Origin of the sequence: Mycolicibacter virginiensis, from assembly GCF_022374935.2 — a bacterium.
In the GTDB taxonomy this organism is placed as follows: Bacteria; Actinomycetota; Actinomycetes; order Mycobacteriales; family Mycobacteriaceae; genus Mycobacterium; species Mycobacterium virginiense.
The window spans coordinates 3,460,271-3,476,573 of sequence record NZ_CP092430.2 but is presented as its reverse complement, the minus strand read 5'-3'; the positions used below and the strand labels follow the sequence as shown (position 1 = coordinate 3,476,573).

The 16,303-nt window shown below is 68.8% G+C and carries 15 protein-coding genes; 6 read left to right on the top strand and 9 right to left on the bottom strand.

Going from position 1 to position 16,303, the window contains the following annotated elements:
• Positions 1 to 266: 266 nt before the first annotated feature.
• Both rsgA and aroA read right to left on the bottom strand, forming a co-directional pair.
• On the bottom strand, positions 267 to 1,256 hold the full coding sequence (rsgA, locus tag MJO54_RS16885) for a ribosome small subunit-dependent GTPase A (protein WP_064888027.1): 990 nt from the start codon (positions 1,254 to 1,256) through the stop codon (positions 267 to 269).
• On the bottom strand, positions 1,253 to 2,545 hold the full coding sequence (gene aroA, locus MJO54_RS16880; RefSeq protein WP_240175209.1) for a 3-phosphoshikimate 1-carboxyvinyltransferase: 1,293 nt from the start codon (positions 2,543 to 2,545) through the stop codon (positions 1,253 to 1,255). Before aroA ends, rsgA begins: the two co-directional genes overlap by 4 nt.
• 141 nt (positions 2,546 to 2,686) lie before the next feature.
• Between aroA and MJO54_RS16875 the strand changes: the two genes are divergently transcribed.
• Positions 2,687 to 4,279: a serine/threonine-protein kinase gene (locus MJO54_RS16875; RefSeq protein ID WP_240175208.1), complete on the top strand. Its 1,593-nt coding sequence runs from the start codon at positions 2,687 to 2,689 to the stop codon at positions 4,277 to 4,279.
• Positions 4,280 to 4,430: 151 nt separating this feature from the next.
• Positions 4,431 to 4,559: a hypothetical protein gene (locus MJO54_RS16870; RefSeq protein ID WP_256364663.1), complete on the top strand. Its 129-nt coding sequence runs from the start codon at positions 4,431 to 4,433 to the stop codon at positions 4,557 to 4,559.
• A gap of 12 nt (positions 4,560 to 4,571) precedes the next feature.
• Here MJO54_RS16870 and MJO54_RS23650 read toward each other — a convergent pair whose 3' ends face one another.
• The 4 genes from MJO54_RS23650 to MJO54_RS16845 all read right to left on the bottom strand — a co-directional run bounded on the left by MJO54_RS23650 (position 4,572) and on the right by MJO54_RS16845 (position 8,595).
• Positions 4,572 to 5,825, bottom strand: a complete 1,254-nt coding sequence (locus MJO54_RS23650; protein ID WP_165797942.1) for a PPE family protein — start codon at positions 5,823 to 5,825, stop codon at positions 4,572 to 4,574.
• 14 nt (positions 5,826 to 5,839) lie between these two features.
• A complete protein-coding gene (locus tag MJO54_RS16855; protein WP_064888023.1) occupies positions 5,840 to 7,021 on the bottom strand; it encodes a PPE family protein in 1,182 nt (393 codons plus the stop codon).
• Between the two features lie 9 nt (positions 7,022 to 7,030).
• Complete coding sequence (locus MJO54_RS16850) at positions 7,031 to 7,330, bottom strand: PE family protein (RefSeq protein ID WP_046284931.1); 300 nt, start codon at positions 7,328 to 7,330, stop codon at positions 7,031 to 7,033.
• A gap of 221 nt (positions 7,331 to 7,551) precedes the next feature.
• The gene (locus tag MJO54_RS16845) at positions 7,552 to 8,595 is read right to left on the bottom strand and encodes an LLM class flavin-dependent oxidoreductase (RefSeq protein ID WP_064888021.1); all 1,044 of its coding nucleotides are present in this window, start codon (positions 8,593 to 8,595) and stop codon (positions 7,552 to 7,554) included.
• 92 nt (positions 8,596 to 8,687) lie between these two features.
• On the opposite strand from MJO54_RS16845, the gene MJO54_RS16840 reads away from it, so the two are divergent.
• Together MJO54_RS16840 and MJO54_RS16835 are read left to right on the top strand one after the other, a co-directional pair.
• Positions 8,688 to 9,422: a class I SAM-dependent methyltransferase gene (locus MJO54_RS16840; RefSeq protein WP_064888019.1), complete on the top strand. Its 735-nt coding sequence runs from the start codon at positions 8,688 to 8,690 to the stop codon at positions 9,420 to 9,422.
• Positions 9,423 to 9,438: 16 nt separating this feature from the next.
• Positions 9,439 to 10,371, top strand: a complete 933-nt coding sequence (locus MJO54_RS16835) for an SOS response-associated peptidase (RefSeq protein WP_240175207.1) — start codon at positions 9,439 to 9,441, stop codon at positions 10,369 to 10,371.
• Here the strand turns inward: MJO54_RS16835 and MJO54_RS16830 are convergent.
• The gene (locus MJO54_RS16830; protein WP_064888017.1) at positions 10,368 to 11,642 is read right to left on the bottom strand and encodes a PPE domain-containing protein; all 1,275 of its coding nucleotides are present in this window, start codon (positions 11,640 to 11,642) and stop codon (positions 10,368 to 10,370) included. The genes MJO54_RS16835 and MJO54_RS16830 overlap by 4 nt on opposite strands.
• 5 nt (positions 11,643 to 11,647) lie before the next feature.
• On the bottom strand, positions 11,648 to 12,991 hold the full coding sequence (locus MJO54_RS16825) for a PPE family protein, SVP subgroup (RefSeq protein ID WP_065038821.1): 1,344 nt from the start codon (positions 12,989 to 12,991) through the stop codon (positions 11,648 to 11,650).
• Between the two features lie 201 nt (positions 12,992 to 13,192).
• Between MJO54_RS16825 and MJO54_RS16820 the strand changes: the two genes are divergently transcribed.
• Positions 13,193 to 13,915, top strand: a complete 723-nt coding sequence (locus MJO54_RS16820; RefSeq protein WP_046284925.1) for a response regulator transcription factor — start codon at positions 13,193 to 13,195, stop codon at positions 13,913 to 13,915.
• The gene (locus MJO54_RS16815; RefSeq protein ID WP_064888013.1) at positions 13,912 to 15,330 is read left to right on the top strand and encodes a sensor histidine kinase; all 1,419 of its coding nucleotides are present in this window, start codon (positions 13,912 to 13,914) and stop codon (positions 15,328 to 15,330) included. Before MJO54_RS16820 ends, MJO54_RS16815 begins: the two co-directional genes overlap by 4 nt.
• Here the strand turns inward: MJO54_RS16815 and MJO54_RS16810 are convergent.
• Positions 15,327 to 16,295, bottom strand: a complete 969-nt coding sequence (locus MJO54_RS16810) for a dimethylarginine dimethylaminohydrolase family protein (RefSeq protein ID WP_240175206.1) — start codon at positions 16,293 to 16,295, stop codon at positions 15,327 to 15,329. The two genes, MJO54_RS16815 and MJO54_RS16810, sit on opposite strands and share 4 nt — an antisense overlap.
• Positions 16,296 to 16,303 lie beyond the last annotated feature (8 nt).

Genomic DNA, 16,303 nt, shown 5'->3' with positions numbered 1-16,303 from the left:
GTTCACCGACGCTTACGCTCGTCTTTCGCCGATGTGGAGCCAGTGTTCATCGGCCAGTCGGAGGCGTTAATTGGATGACGCCTGTCGTTCACCTTGGGGCCGCGTCGTACACCACTTGACGGCGGCCAATGGGAGGTATCTCAGCGGCAGCGGACGGTTGCCGGAGTCGACCTTGCCGTCTGAGCGATGCTCGCGAGTGTGAATCTCACGACGTGACACGCCTCGAGAGCGTCGCGAGATTCACTCTCGGCCTTGTGGAACGCGGGTCAGCCCTCGCGCAGCGCCGTCAGTAGTCGGCGTGCTGCTTCGACCCGGCGCTGCGCCGCGCCGGTCAGATTGTCCAGTGCGCATTCGGGATCGGCCGGCGGACCCAGGTGGCCGCAGCCGCGTGGACAGTCGTCGATGGTCTCGGCGAGGTCGGAGAATGCCAGCAGCACATCGTCGGGTGCGATGTGGGCCAGGCCGAACGAGCGGATTCCCGGGGTGTCGATCACCCAGCCCGAGCCCTCCAGTCGCAGTGCCACCGACTGGGTGGAGGTGTGCCGCCCCCGGCCGATGTCCGTGACCCGTCCGACGGCCCGATCAGCTTCGGGGACAAGGCGATTCACCAATGTCGATTTACCGACGCCGGAGTGCCCCAACAGCACCGTCACCTGCGATTCCAGCAGGGGAGCGACGGCGTCGAGCGGGTCGTCGCGGCCCGCGGTGACGACCGTGAGGTCCAGGTCGGCGAACTGGCCGGCAAAGGGGGCAGGGTCCGCCAGGTCCGTTTTGGTCAGGCACAGAATCGGCGCCAGCCCTCCGGCGTAGGCGGCGATCAACGCCCGGTCGACCAGACCGGTCCGCGGCGGGGGATCGGCCAGCGCGACCACGATCAGTAGCTGATCGGCGTTGGCCACCACCACCCGCTCGGTGGGATCGGTGTCATCGGCGGTGCGTCGCAACACGGTTCGCCGCGGTCTGCGCCGGACGATGCGGGCCAGGGTGTCCGGCCGGCCGGACAGGTCGCCAACCACGTCGACGCGGTCGCCGACCACGATCGGGGTGCGTCCCAACTCGCGGGCACGCATCGCGGTGACCTGCAGATCGGCCGAGCCGTCGGGGCCGTCGAGGACACAACCCCAGCGGCCGCGGTCGACGCTGACCACCATGGCCGACTGGGCATCGGCGTGCCCGGGACGGATCTTTGTGCGCGGCCGCGAACCGCGGCCGGAGCGGACTTTGACGTCGGATTCGTCGTAGTCCTCCGGTTTCAAGCGCCGGCCCCTGCGTCGGCCAGCATGTCGGCCCACATCCGGGGAAATGCGGGCAGTGTCTTGGCGGTGGTCTCGATATCCTCGACCTCCACGCCGGGAACCCGAAGCCCGATGATCGCACCGGCGGTGGCCATCCGATGGTCGGCGTAAGAATGCCAGATTCCGCCGTGCAACGGGGTTGCGGTGATCAGCAGGCCGTCTGGGGTCTCGACGCTGTCGCCGCCCAGCCGGTTGATCTCGGTCGTCAGCGCCGCCAGTCGGTCGGTCTCGTGCCCCCGCAGATGCGCGATGCCGCTCAGCCGCGACACCGAGCCCGGGGCGGCCAGGGCGGCCAGGGCAGCCACCGTCGGGGTGAGCTCGCCGACGGCGCGCAGATCTACATCGAAGCCGCCGTAGCCGCGCGGGCCCTGGACTTGCAGGTGCGCATCGGCGTGGCTCACCCGTGCACCGGTCGCGCCGAAGATCTCGATGATGGCGTCGGAGGGCTGCACACCGACGGCCGGCCAGCCGGCGATTCGCACGCGGCCTCCGGTGACCACCGCAGCCGCCAGGAACGGGGTGGCGTTGGACAGGTCGGGTTCGATCTCCCAATTGCGGGCTGCGGCCGTCGCCGGTGCGACCCTCCAGCGGTTCGGAACGGTGTCATCGACATCGATTCCAGCCTGGCGCAGCATTGCGACCGTCATCGCGATGTGTGGGGCGGACGGCAGGGTAGCCCCGGTGTGCAGCACGGTCAGCCCCGCGTCGAACGCCGCCGCGGTCAGCAGCAGTCCGGAGACGAACTGCGACGATGCGGAGGCGTCGATTTCCACGATGCCGCCGGCGACCGAGCCGGATCCATGGATTCCGAAAGGCAGGCCGTCGCCCTCGACCGTGATACCCAGGCTGCGCATCGCATCCAGCAGCGGGGCGATCGGCCGGGCCCGGGCCTGCTCATCCCCGTCGAACGTGACGGTGACGGTGCCCAGCGCGGCCAGCGGCGGCACGAACCGCAGCACGGTGCCGGCGAGGCCACAGTTCAGGCGGATGTTCGGTTCGGGGTCGATCTTGCCGCTGACCGTCACGTGGTGGGCCACTGCTTCGACTCGCAGGCCCAGAGCCCGCAGGGCGTCGAGCATCAGGTCGGTGTCGCGGCTGCGCAGCGCGCCCGAGAGGGTGGAGACACCGCCCCCGCGTCCCGCGGCCAGTGCGGCCAGTACCAGCGCCCGATTGGTCTGCGATTTCGAGCCGGGCACGGTCACCGTCGCGTCGATGGGGGCGGTGGGCATCGGTGCCGGCCAAGTCGTCACGGTTTCATCCTGCCAGCGCATGGCTCCAGAGCTGGTACCGGCGCATGAGCCCGGCGGTTCAGCGAGCCTCGACGGGCATCTTTGCCGGTTGGCTGCCTGGTATCACCCAACTGTTTACCCAGCATCATTAGTGTCTGCGGCATGGCTCTGGCGTCGGGCTCGATTTTTGCTGAGTACACCATCTTGAAACTGGTGGGTGCTGGCGGGATGGGCAAGGTTTACCTTGCGCAGCACCCCCGGCTGCCTCGACGTGAAGCGCTGAAGATTCTGCGTCGGTCGTTGAGCGCCGACGACGACTACGAAGAGCGGTTTCGGCGGGAGGCTGAGGCCGCCGCGGTGCTGGTGCACCCCAACATCGTGCGCGTGCACGACCGCGGCGAATACCGCGGCCGGCTGTGGCTGTCGATGGACTACATCGAGGGTGAGACGCTCGGTGAGCTCATCACCCGCAAGTTCCCGGCCGGGATGCCGGCTCAGATCGTCATCCCGATCGTCGCGAGCATCGCCGACGCCCTGGACTATGCGCACGGGCAAGGCGTAGTGCACCGTGACGTCAAACCCAGCAACATCCTGGTGACTGAAGACGGCGACGACGTGCTGACTGCCGTGCTGGCCGACTTCGGAATCGCCCGGCAACTCAGCGGCCCCACCGGGCTGACCGCCAGCAATCTCGCCATCGGCACCATTGCCTACGCCGCGCCCGAACAGCTGATGGGCGCCGAAGGCCTGGAACGCGCTGACCAGTACGCCTTGGCCGCCACCACCTTCCAGATGCTGACCGGAGCGCCGCCGTATCAGCACGAGAACCCGGTGACGGTGATCAGCCACCACCTGAACACACCGCCGCCGCTGCTCAGCGACCGGCGTCCCGAACTGCAGCAGTTCGACGACGTGCTCGCCGCGGCACTGGCTAAGGACCCCGCCGAGCGATTCCGCGATTGCTCGGACTTTGTGGCAGCCCTGGCCGAGCAGCTTGCCGATCCGGACTCCGATGACGAGTCCGACGCCGCCCGGACCGTCGTGCGGGGCGTTCCCCGAGCCTTGCCGGCACCTCCGCCGAGCCGGTTGTCGAAACTGGCCCGACCCGCTGTCTTGGTGCCGTTGGGGCTTGCGGTGGTGGGATCGGTGGCGGCCATCGTGCCGCGCCTGCTGGCCGAGGAGCCGGCCGACACGGCGGCGGTCGCCGCTGGGGGTGCACCTGCGGCGGCCGTGGCGCCGCCGCCCAAGGCGCCCGCGTTCGAGGGGACCTACCGCGTCGACGCCAACCGGGCCGGGGAGAAGTACAACGGTGTGCCCAACCCCGAACCGCCCAACGTGAGCACCTGGTGGGCAGTCAAGTCGTCCTGTGACGCCTCGGCGTGCACCGCGTCGGCGATGATGCTGGATGCCAAGGATCACCGGAAGACGGTGAAGACGCCTTCAGGCGGCAGTGAATTGGCCCTTGAGTTCACCGGCGACACCTGGCGGTCGCAGCCGCAGACAGTGCACACGCCGTGTATCGGGGTCGACGGGCGACAGGACAGTCAGACCACCACCCAGGTGCTCACCCTGGAGCCGACCATTCCGGGCGTCCTGCACGGCGCGATGGTCGCCACCGTGGAAAGCAACGAGTGCGGCCAGCGCGGTGCCCAGATCTGGGTTCCGGTGGTAGCCAGCCGATTCGGTGATGTTCCTGTGGGGATCGACCCGTCCGTCGAGCTGGCCAAGCCGACCAAGCCGGCCAAGCCGGCCTGATCCTCGCCCGCTCGGCCATCGCCTGTCGGCACATCCGGGCGCCATGGGTGTGGGATTACGACCACCCCCGACGTTGGAAGACCTGCTCGGTACCTTGCCGGCGCACACCGGCATCCCGTTCGTGGATGTCGGCACCGCGTTGTAGTTCACCTTGCCGCAGGTCAACTACGACATCTTCGCCTCGAAGTTGGCTGACGGCGAACCCCTCAACGCCATCGGCCTCCCGCTCGCCGTTGACCTGGGAATGCTGCCGCTCGCATTGCTGGGCGCGCCGATCTGACCCGCCGAGCGCCTAGCCGGCGCTGGGCGGCCGGTTCATTACCCGGTGGCGGTAGCCGTACCGAGGAACGAACCGGAAACCGGTAGGCCCGCCGTTGGCGGCGGCACTGGCCCCGGGCAGACCGGCCATGCCGGCCATCCCCGCCATACCGCCGCGCGCCATCGTGCCGGACTCCGCAGCTGCCACCCGGCTGGAAACCAGTGTCGCGGCAGCCTGATTGGCCGACGTAGGAGCCATCGGCCAGCTCTGCGGCACCGACAACAACCCGACCTGGATGCCCCTGCCCACGGCGACTGACGGCGACGCGGCGCCGAAACCAGGGGTGTAGGAGGCTGCGGTTCCCGCTTTCGCGACGTCGGACACCTTCGCCAGTTCTCCCAGGAATGCCCTGACGTCTCCGACCGCCTGGCCAGATACTTCGTGACCGTTGAGGCCCTGGCCGACCATGTCGACGAGCCGGAACGGTCCCATCGCCGAGTTCGTGTAGCCGGTCAGTGTCCGGAGCGGAGTGACCAGCTGTTGCAGGAACGCGGTCCATGCCGCCGAGCCCGTGGTCGGTGCGGTACCCGTACCCGTACCTGTACCCGGGACCGAAGGCGCCCCCGTGGCCGCGCCAGACTGAGCGAGCGACTGCAAGGAGGTCAGCCCCTGCGACGTCGTCTGGGAGGTCGCCTGCGACACCGCCGAGTTGCTGACGGCCTGGGTGGTCGCGGTGGCCTGCCCCGCTTGCGCACCGGGGTTGGTGGTCTGCGGCGGCGAAGTGAACTCCGACAGCTGCGAAGCCGCTGCGGAACCGCCCGCATAGGTATACATCGCGGCGGCGTCCTGGGCCCACATCGCGGCGTAGTGGGCTTCGGTCGCTGCGATGGCCGCGGCGTTCTGGCCGAAGAAGTTGGTGGCGACCAACATCATCAGTTGAGCCCGGTTGGCGAACACCATCTGTGGTGGCACGGTCATCGCGAACGCGGCTTCAAAGGCGGCCGCCGCGGCCTTGGCCTGCATGGCCGCCTCTTCGGCTTTCGCGGCCGTCATCTTGAACCAGGTGGTGAAAGGCAGTGCCGCCGCGGCCATGGCGGCCGCCGACGGTCCACGCCACGGACCGCTGGTCAGGTCCGCGATGGTCATGTCCACCGCGGCCGCGGTCACGCTCAATTCTTGGGCCAAGACGTCCCAGGCCCCCGCTGCTGCCAACATCGGACCGGAGCCGACTCCCGCGTACATCCGCGTGGAATTGACTTCCGGAGGCAGTGCCCCGTAGTCGATCACCAAGTCCCCTGGGTCTATCCGCCGAACGGACGACGTGGCATGACGGTCAACGCGGTTCCGTAGCGCGGACCGCCGAAACCGCGGAAGCCAGCGCCGGCCGCACCCGCGGCCGGGATGCCAGGCATCCCGGGCATTCCCGTCGGCGGTGCGATCGGGGCGCCGCCGAGAATTCCGCCTGCGGACGGCAGCGCCGCCGCGGCAGCGGGACCCACCGGCACCCAGGAGCCGCCGGAGACCGGGCCCAGCGTGGACGCCGCCGCGAGCGGCGGAGCCCAGGCCGCCGGGACCGAGAGGCCACCGACCGCGCCCGCGGCACCGGTGGCCGCGCTCGCCGCGCCGGACGCCGCGCTGGCGGCGCCGGAGGCCGCGCCGGCGGCTCCCGATGATGCCGCCTTCGCGCCGTCGGCAAACAGCTTCTGCAGACCGAGCACACCGCTGACACCACGCCATACCGCACAGACGTTGTTCGACTGCAGGTTCGCGTTGGTCACCAGCTGGGTCATCAACTGGTTGCTCAGGTTGTAGTTCGGGTCGGCGAGGATGTCATCGGCGCCGTAAGTGGTGCTCTCGGCCGACTTCGCCAAGCTCTGCAGGGCGCCCGACGCTTGGGTGGCCGTGCCACTGCTGGCCGCCGAAGCGACCGCGTTGGCGTTCGCGGCGTCACCGGCCGGGTTGGTCGGGTTGGGCGGTGCGGTGAACTCGTTGAGCTGGGTCGCGGCGCTGGACTGCGTGTGATAGCCGACCATCGCCATCGTGTCCTGGGCCCACATCTCGTTGTGCTCGGTCTCGGTGGCGGCGATCGACGGGGTGTTCTGCCCGAGGATGTTGGTGGCGACCAGCTGCTGTAGGAGTTCACGGTTCGCGGTGACCGCAACCGGCGGCACCGTCTGGGCGTGTGCCGTCTCGTAGGCGGCTGCGGCGGCCCGGCCCTGCGCGGCGGCCTGCTCGGCCTGCGCGGCGGTGAGCTCCATCCAGTTGATGTAGGGCGCGGCTGCGGTGGCCATCGATGCCGAGGCCGTCCCGAGCCATTCCTCGGAGGTCAGCTGGTTGATGACCGCGCGGTACTCGGCCGCAACAGATTTCAGTTCGGCGGCCAGCGCGCTCCACGCCGACGCTGCCACGACCATGGGCTCCGAGCCGGGCCCGGAGTAGATCATGGTGGAGGTCACCTCAGGCGGCAACGACAAGTAGTTCATCGCGGTGACCTAAACGGCCGCTGCTGCGTTAGCAGCCTCGGTTGCGGCGTATGCGTTGGCTCCGCTGCTCAGGGCGTTCACGAACATCTCGTGGACGGCCACCGCCTGCGCGCTCACGGCCTGGTAGGCCTGAGCGTGGGTGGCGAACTGGGCGGCGGTCAGCGCGGATACCTCGTCGGCGGCGGCCGGCACCACGCTGGTGGTGGGTGCCGCGGCCGCGGCACTGTGCGCGGCCATCGACGAACCGATGGCCCGCAGGTTGGCGACGGCGGCCAGCAACGCTTCGGGTTGCGTTGTGACGAACGACATGAAGGCTCCTCGTCGAGGTCTTTACCCTTTTCCGCGATCGCCATATTGCGGATCGCGTACGCCCTTGAGCGCAGACCCGACGCTATGCGATCAGACGGCCGATACACAGCCGCGAAGGGCACTTTTCGGAGACTGTCAGCAGTTGTTCATTGACAGTTGGAAAAGGCACCCGAAACATTCACCGAGCAGCCCTCTGGCGTTGGTTTGCCTTCACCTGTTGTTCACTTTGGCGACGCCGCGTCAGCTAACAGTCGCAGGGTGGATTCGCGCCCCGGCGCGCTGGCCGGGTCGGTGCCCCGCCGGGCGGATGCGACCGGATTGAGCATCACCTCGTCCACGCCGAACCTGTCGGCCAGTTCCCGCAGTTGCGTGAGCGCCTCGGCCGGCGTTCCGATGACCGCACGCGAGAGCTCGCCCTGTGCGATGCGGTGTTGCTGCGGCGTCAGGACCGTTTGCTGGGCGTCCTCGACCAGTTCCAGGCGGCCCGGTGGTTGCCCGGTCGCCGTCTGCGCTTGCAGGTGCAGGTAGGGAAGGATCAAAGCCGTTGCCTCGTCGTGTGTTTCGGCAACCACGGTATTGACGGTCAGGAACGCGGCCGGCTCGGCGGCAAGCTCGCTCGGGACGAACTGTGACCGGTAGCACGTCAGTGCCTCGTCGGTGTGCTCGCCGAACAAGTGATGGCCGAAAACGTAGGGCAGCCCCTGGGCCGCGGCGACTCGAGCTGACTGCAGTGAGGAGCCCAGCACGAACACGCGCGGTCTCGTCAGCGCGTGCGGAGTCGACCTCAGGACGTAGCTGCGATCCGTCAACTGCACGGACACCCCCGCGGTGCCCAGCAGGGCGATCACGTCGCCGAGATTGTCGGGGAAATCGTCGATGTCGCGATCGCCGCGGCCGGTCGCTCCGCGCAACACCGCTGATGCCACCGGATCGGCGCCGGAAGCACGCCCGATACCCAGGTCGATGCGGCCGGGATGGGCGGCCTCCAGCAGCGCGAACTGCTCGGCCACAGCCAGCGGCGCGTGATTGGGCAGCATCACTCCGCCTGAGCCCACCCGGATACGCGACGTGGCGGCAGCGATCATCGCGGTCAGCACCGCCGGGCTGGTGGCGGCAACCGACGGAATGTTGTGGTGCTCGGCAACCCAGTACCGGGCGTAGTCGAGATCGTCGGCGATCTTCGCGAGTCGCATCGTCGCCGCCACTGCATTCGAGGTGGACTGGTCGGTGCGGACCGGCGTGAGATCGAGGACGGAGAGGTGCACAGCGGCGATCTTGCCATCACCGGGACGACTGACGCCGTTCGTACACCGCGCGTTCGGTTTTCGTTAACCGGACTCACGCACAGTTGTGGGCGATGAACAGCGATACCGAGCTCGGCGGCGCAGTGTCTTCTGGGCCCGCTGTGCCCCCAGAGCCGTGGGAGATCGGCCGTCCGCAGCCGGTAGTGCAGCAATTGGTGGCGTGCGGAGCGCTGCGCGGGGAAGTTCTCGACCCTGGAACCGGCTCGGGTCACCACGCGATTCACTATGCGGCTCATGGCTATTCGACCACGGGGCTCGACCATTCTCCGGCTGCCATCGCGGTCGCGCAGCGTAACGCCGCGCAAGCCGGTGTGACGGTGGATTTCCAGGTGGCCGACGCGGTTGACCTCGTCGGATTCGACGGCCGGTTCGACACCGTGGTCGACAGCGCTTTCTACCACCTGTTCCAGGACGATGAAGAAACTCAGTTGCGCTACGCGCGCAACCTGCACCGGGCGACCAAGCCTCAAGCCCGCCTGTTCATGTTCGAAGCCGGCCGCCACAACGTCAACGGTTGGCAGTTGGACGGTTTGTCCCCGGAGCGCTTTGGTCCGCTGCTCGAATCCGCCGGGTGGCGTATCGACCACATCGGGACCACGACCTATCAGGGGACGTTCGATCCCGCTGCCTTCACCGACATGATCGCGGTGATGGAGTCGATGGGCCGCGAGGACCTGGTGGCAGGTGTCCGCGCGCTGGCCGAACGGTTCGCATACCTGCAACCGCTGCTCGAAGACAACCTGGTGCACATGCCGTTCTGGGCGGTCGCGGCCACCCGGATCGATTAGCTGTCACCATGAAGGTATGTGCGGGCGTTTCGCGGTAACCACCGATCCGGCGTTGCTGGCCACGCGTATCGATGCGATCAACGAGATACCGGCCGACGCAGACGCCGGCCCGAACTACAACGTGGCACCCACCGACGGCGTCGCGACCCTGGTCAGCCGGCGCGCTGGGCCGCATCAACCCGGCGGTTCAGCGAGGCTCGACGGAGGAGAGGCGAAGCTGGAACCGCCGCATCAACCCGGCGGTTCAGCGAGGCTCGACGGAGGAGAGGCGAAGCTGGAACCGCCGCATCAACCCGGCGGTTCAGCGAGGCTCGACGGAGGAGAGGCGAAGCTGGAACCGCCGCATCAACCCGGCGATGTACCGACTCGGCGGCTGCGGCTGATGCGCTGGGGGCTGGTGCCGTCGTGGGCTAAAGCCGGTCCCGGCGGGGCACCGGCGTCCGGCGGTCCGTTGCTGATCAACGCCCGTGCCGACAAGGTCACCACCTCACCGGCGTTCTCGGCGTCCGTCGAGCGGCGCCGCTGCCTGGTGCCGATGGACGGCTACTACGAATGGCGCGCTGAAGGGCCTCGAACCGGAGGAGGGGCCCACAAGACACCGTTCTACATCCACGGTGACGGCGCGTTGCTGTATGCGGCCGGGCTGTGGTCGGTCTGGCGCCCCAACCGGGTGTCCGACGCGGTGCTGAGCTTCGCGATCATCACCACCGCGGCCGTCGGGGAACTTGCCGGCATTCATGATTGGATGCCGTTGCTGTTGCCCGAAGACCGTTGGGACACTTGGCTGGACCCGGATGCTGGCGTCGACACCACGCTGCTTTCCCAGCCGCCGGACGTGACCGGGATCGCGGTGCGTGAGGTCTCGACGCTGGTCAACAGCGTGCGAAACAACTCACCCGAGCTGATCGCACCGGCCGAGCCGCAACCCGAACAGGCCCATCTGTTCTAACGTCCGACCAGGCTGCGCTTCTCCAGCGCGTACTCCTCGTCGGTGAGAATCCCGGCGTTGCGCAGTTCGGCCAGCTCACGCAGCTCAATGTCGGCGCCCATCAGCAGGCCGAACGCCGAGGACGCGGGCACCTCCGGCAGCTCGCCGGGCCGTGGTACCGGCGGCGGGGTGACGGTACCGGCAGTCGGGATGCGGGCCCCCCGGGTGGCGCCGGCCCCGGCCCGTCCGGCCACCCCGGCTGCGGCCATCCCTGCCGCGGGGATCACCGTCTCACCGGCGGCCACGGCCGGAACAGCCGAGGTGGCGGCGGCGGTACCGACGGACACCAGCGACATGCCGATCTGCGGCGCCACCGCCGCCGGCGTGGCAGAGGCCCAGGCCAGTGGCACCGACAGCCCGCTGATCGAGGTCGCCGAGGCGAAGTTCGCCGAGACCGGCAGCGCACCCGCCATGGCGGCGCGCAGCAATTCCTGGCCCACCTCGGCGGCGCCCATCGCGTCGAACAGGAACGTGCCGAGCGCGTCGACGCCGAACGTGCCCATCGAGTCGACAACCAGCTCGACACCGGCGATGCCGACCTCCATCGCGGGTTCGCTGATCAAGAGCGCGTCGGCGCCGATGGCCTCGGCCACGGCCGACGAGGACTCCAGCGCATGGGTGAGGGTGGTGATAGCACTCTCCCCGTGACCCTCGGAGGTGGTGGCGGCCGCATGCATGACGGCCGCTGACTGCGCCGACGTAGCGGCGGAGTTGGTGGTGCGCGGTGGCTGCTGGAACGGGCTGAGCCTGCCGGCGGTGGCGGCACCGGCGGCATAGCCGTACATGGCGGTGGCGTCCTGGGCCCACATCTCGTAGTAGTGGGCCTCGGCGGCGGCGATCGCGGGCGTGTTCTGGCCCAGGAAATTAGTCGCGACCAGGGTCATCAGCAGGCTGCGGTTGGCGGCGATCACCGGTGGGGGCACGGTCATGGCGAAAGCTGACTCGTAGGCGGCGGTGGCGGCGCGGGCCGCGATGGCGGTCTCCTCGGCCTGGATCGCGGCGGTCTGCAGCCATTGGGCGTACGGCGCTGCGGCGGCGGCCATGGCCCGCGCACTGGGGCCTGCCCAGCCGGAACCCAGTTCGGTGAGCACCGAGGTGTAGGCGAGGCCCGCGCTGTGTAGCTCGGCGCCCAGCGCATCCCAGGACGACGCCGCGGCCAGCAAGGGACCGGCGCCCGCGCCGGAATACATCCGGCCGGAGTTCACCTCCGGTGGCAACAGTGCGAAATCCATGGGTGCTACCGGCCGAGGAGGCGCTGCTTTTCCTGGGTGAACTCTTCTTCGGTGAGGATCCCGGCATCGCGCAGATCGGCCAGTTCCCGCAGCTCACCGGAGATCCGCGTGATCGGCCCGTGCAACGGCCGTACCGGCGGCTGCTCCGGCTTCTCGGCCTGGTCGCGCTGTTTGATCAGGGCGCGCGGCGCCCGTTTGGGGGTGGTTTTCGGGTTCGCGGTGGCCGTCGCGCGGCCCCGCCCTAGGCCCGCGGTGGCCCGACCGGCCAGCCCGGCTGCGCCGATGGCGGCCAGCGGCAATGCCGAGGCGCCCGCCGAGGCCGCGGGGAGGGCAGCTTGCGCGGCAGTCGGCAAGGCGCCGCCGACCTGCTGGATCACGGTGGTCGTCGGCGCCGCGGTGGCCCAGGCCTGTGGCACCGACAGCCCGCTGAGCGTGGCCGCTTCACCCAGTTCGGCGCTCACCGGGGTGATCGCGCTGGCCAAAGCCATCTCCGGCAGCAGTTCGCTCTCGATCTCGCCGACGCCGATCAGGTCGATTCCGAAGGTGCCGGCCGCGTCCACGCCGAAGGTACCGGCCGAGTCGATGACGAAGGTGCCGAACAGGCTGGAGGCCAACGCCAAGTAGGAGGCCGCCAGCCCAGGCTCCATTGCCGCCGCCGACCCGATCGAACCGGTCAGTGCCGCATTCGATCCCGCTGCCGCCGATCCCGGCGCGCTGAGACCCTGCAGGGCCTGGGTGATCGCGGAAACCGCGGTGTCGGCGTGGCTGCCCGCCGCGGTGGCGGTGGCCTGGCCGACCGCACCGGCCTGATTCGCGGTCCCAGTGGGATTGGTGGTGCGCGGGGGCTCGGTGAACGGGACCAGCCTGGTGGCAGCGGCGGAGCTGGTGGCGTAGCCGTACATGGCGGCGGCGTCCTGGGCCCACATTTCGTAGTACTGGGCGTCGGTGGCCGCGATGGCGGCGGTGTTCTGACCCAGATAGTTGGTGGCAAGCAGCGACATCATCTGAGTGCGGTTGGCGGTGACCGCCGGGGGAGGCACCGTCATGGCGAACGCCGCGTCATAAGCGGCGGCGGCAGTCCGGGTCGACGTTGCGGTGTGTTCGGCCTGGGCGGCGGTGGCGTGCATCCACTGGGCGTACGGTGCCGCGGCGGCGGCCATCGCTGCGGCGCTGGGCCCGGCCCAGCCGGCGGACAGCTCGTCGATCACCGAGTCGTAGGCCACACCCGCGCTGTTCAGTTCGGCGGCCAGAGCGCTCCAGGCAGCAGCAGCAGCCAGCAAGGGCTGTGCGCCTGCCCCCGAATACATCCGGCTCGAGTTGACCTCTGGCGGCAGCATCGCGAAATCCATTGTCAGACAATCCTGTTGGTAGTAGGCGTCATGGTGCCTCCTGAATTTCCCGGTTCGCGCCGCTGCGAGGGGTAGCCGGGCGCACTCGGACCCCGTGACCGTAGACAGTCAACTTGAAGTGAACCTGAAGAACGCGGCGGCGGGCGTAAGCCGCGCCGGTCGGTTCTCCCCATCGTGGCGTGACGGTGTTATCAATGGACCATGGCCGATTCCCGGTCCGCCGACCGTCGCGGCGGTACTCCCTTCAGTGTGGGAACGCCGCGGGTTCTGGTTGTCGAGGACTCCGAGACCATCCGCGAGATGGTCAGCGAGGCGCTGGCCGATGCCGGTTACCTCACCGACACCCAGCCGGACGGTCACGGCCTGGAGGAGGTACTGGACGGATTCCGGCCGGATCTGGTGGTCCTCGACGTCATGCTGCCGGGACGTGACGGCTTTGCGCTGATGGACGTGATCCTGCGCTGGGGCGAGGTGGGGGTGGTGCTGCTCACCGCGCGTGACGGCTTACCCGACCGGCTGCGCGGTCTGGACGGCGGCGCCGACGACTACGTGGTCAAGCCGTTCGAGCTGGCCGAACTGGTGTCGCGGGTCGGTGCGGTGCTCCGCCGACGCGGCCGGTTACCGGCTGCCGTGCAGTTCGGCGATCTGATGGTCGATGTCGACGCCGGAGTGGCCTCCCGCTCGGGCACCCCGCTGGGTTTGACCGCCACCGAGCTGCGCGTGTTGGTCTACCTCGTCGAACAACGCGGCCGCATCGTCAGCAGCGCGCAGATCCTCAACGCGGTGTGGGGCTATGAGGCCTACGACCCTAACCTGGTGCAGGTCCACATCAGCGGGTTGAGGCAGAAGCTCGAGGCACACGGACCACGAATCCTGCATACGGTGCGCGGGATCGGTTACCGGCTGGAACTTGCGGGTTCATGACCGCCACCCCCTCGCTGCGCCGCCGGCTGACGGTGATGGTGCTGGCGTTGCTGGTCATGCTGATGCTGGCGATGGGGCTGGTGATCAATGCCACCCTGACCGCGCTGGCAACGCGCAGCGTGCACGAACGACTGGCAGCGGCAACCACGCGCGCGGATTCCTTGGTAGCACTGGGTATCTCGGCTGAACAGATGTCGGAACAACTCAACGGCGGCATCATCGCCGCACTGGTGGTCACCGCCGACGGCACCAGCTACGGCGACCCCGCGATCGAGCCCGACGCGACCACCGGATCGAAGATTCCGGCCCCGCCGCTGGAACCCGACGACACCGCAACAGTCTTGGTGCATCCCTTGGCCAACGGCGACCGGGTGATCCTGGTCGCCGACACCACGGAATCCGACGAGACGCTGCGCAGATTGCGGCGCTTGATGATCGAGGCCGGTCTGGGGACCCTGCTGCTGGCATCGACCCTGCTGGCCGGGGCAAGCCGTGCGCTGCTCGCGCCGCTGGACCGGCTCACCGACCTCGCCCGCGACATCACCACCGGGGACCGGGGCCGGCGACTGAGACCAGACCGCCCCAAGACCGAACTAGGCAGGGCAGCAGAAGCTTTCGACGACATGCTCGACGAGTTGGAGGACTCTGAGAAGCGGGCGCAGCGCGCCGCGCAGGGGGCGCGGCGAGCGGAGGCGGCGGTACGGCGCTTTCTCGCCGACGCTGCCCACGAGCTGCGCACACCGATAGCGGGAATGCAGGCCGCCGCGGAGCAGATCGCCGGAAATGTCAGCGTGCATGTCGGCCAATCCGCCAATGAGGACGCTATCGAGCCCGAGGTTCTTCGTCAGCATCGTCGCGCCAGCCTGCTGCTGACCGAAGCCCGGCGGGCCACCCGATTGGTCACCGACATGCTGGACCTGAGCTATATCGATGCCGGACTGCCGTTGGAACTCAAAGAGATCGACCTGGTCGGGATCGTCGACACTCAACTGGATCGGGCGGCGCTGCTTGCCCCGCAACTGCGAGTCGAGCGTACCGGCCTCGACTCGGTGACCGCCTGGGTCGATCCCACGCGAGTCGCGCAGATTCTGTCCAACCTGCTCGACAACGCGCGCCGATACACTCCGCCCGGTGGGCAGATCACCGTCGAGGTCGGTGAAGACAGCGGTGGTATCGCGGTGGTCGTCACCGACACCGGTGTCGGGGTGCGCGCCGAGGATGCCGAGCGGATCTTCGATCGGCTGGTGCGCCTGGACAGCGCCCGCGGCCGCGACCACGGCGGTGCGGGACTGGGACTGCCGATCGCCCGGGCGCTGGCCGTCGCGCACGGCGGGACGCTGACGTGTGTTTCCCACCAGGGAGGCGCCCGCTTCCGGCTGGTCATCCCGAGGGCCGAGTCGCGCCCCGTCGGCTAGCTGCGGCGCAGCAGGGGTTGGGTGCTGCACCGGAACGCGCCGCCCAGTGACCGGCTGATTCCGAACTCGACGTACTCGACCGTGACGCCACGGCGTTCCAATTGCTCACCGACCCAACCGAAAACGGGATCGGTGACGTAGACGTCGGGGGAGATCGGCAACCCGTTGGTGGCCAGTTCCTTGGCCTGCGCCAGCGAAACCGGTATCCGGTCCCAGGACTTGAGCGCGGCGGGAACCCCGTCGAGCAGTGCGTCTTCGCACACCACCAGCAGGCCGTCGCGGATCAAACCGAGCGCACAGTCCAGGTGCAGGATGTCGGGGACCAACCGGACCACCTCAACGGTGTAGCCCCGCGTAGCGAGCAGCTTGGCCAGCCAGCGCGCGCCGAGTGCATTCGATGCTAGGCCTGATGTCCCCACGAAAACCTGCCGGCCGAGGACCAGGACATCGCCGCCCTCTAAGAACGGACCGGGCCCCAGCGTCGTGTCGTCGGCGGCGGCGATCTCGGGAGCCGGGACGGCGACATAGTCGCAGAGGGCGGGATACACCCGCTCGAGCAGGATGTCGCGGACCGGCAACACCTCGCGACGGCGATGCCGAAACCGAAGGGAGCCCTCGATCACGACGTCTCCGATAGTGAAGAACGGGTCGCGGACAAAGAAATTGGCGTATCCGTCGGAGCCTGCTGCGGCCTTCTCGGCCGCGGTCAACATCCGCGGCCGCAGCACCTCGACACCGTGCCGGTGCAACACCGCGGCGAGGTTGCGCCGTTCCTGCAGCCACAGGTGCGCCCGCTGCGGGCACGCGATACCGAAATCTTCTCCAGCGACAACGGTTTCGGCTGAGCCGGAGGAAAGGAAATCCAGGTCGGAATCCGGGATGTCGTCGGGCAGCGCCAGTTCAGACTGGGCGAGCACCACGGTGCGCAGCGGCGCGAACTCGCTTTCGACGAAGATGTCGGTCACAGTCGTCT

What these genes read in the sequence shown, in the direction of transcription:
- MJO54_RS16875 (WP_240175208.1), top strand. Translation starts at nt 2,687, where the DNA reads ATGGCTCTGGCGTCGGGCTCGATTTTTGCTGAGTACACCATCTTGAAA.
- MJO54_RS16855 (WP_064888023.1), bottom strand. Translation starts at nt 7,021, where the DNA reads ATGAACTACTTGTCGTTGCCGCCTGAGGTGACCTCCACCATGATCTAC.
- MJO54_RS16850 (WP_046284931.1), bottom strand. Translation starts at nt 7,330, where the DNA reads ATGTCGTTCGTCACAACGCAACCCGAAGCGTTGCTGGCCGCCGTCGCC.
- MJO54_RS16840 (WP_064888019.1), top strand. Translation starts at nt 8,688, where the DNA reads ATGAACAGCGATACCGAGCTCGGCGGCGCAGTGTCTTCTGGGCCCGCT.
- MJO54_RS16835 (WP_240175207.1), top strand. Translation starts at nt 9,439, where the DNA reads ATGTGCGGGCGTTTCGCGGTAACCACCGATCCGGCGTTGCTGGCCACG.
- MJO54_RS16830 (WP_064888017.1), bottom strand. Translation starts at nt 11,642, where the DNA reads ATGGATTTCGCACTGTTGCCACCGGAGGTGAACTCCGGCCGGATGTAT.
- MJO54_RS16825 (WP_065038821.1), bottom strand. Translation starts at nt 12,991, where the DNA reads ATGGATTTCGCGATGCTGCCGCCAGAGGTCAACTCGAGCCGGATGTAT.
- MJO54_RS16820 (WP_046284925.1), top strand. Translation starts at nt 13,193, where the DNA reads ATGGCCGATTCCCGGTCCGCCGACCGTCGCGGCGGTACTCCCTTCAGT.
- MJO54_RS16815 (WP_064888013.1), top strand. Translation starts at nt 13,912, where the DNA reads ATGACCGCCACCCCCTCGCTGCGCCGCCGGCTGACGGTGATGGTGCTG.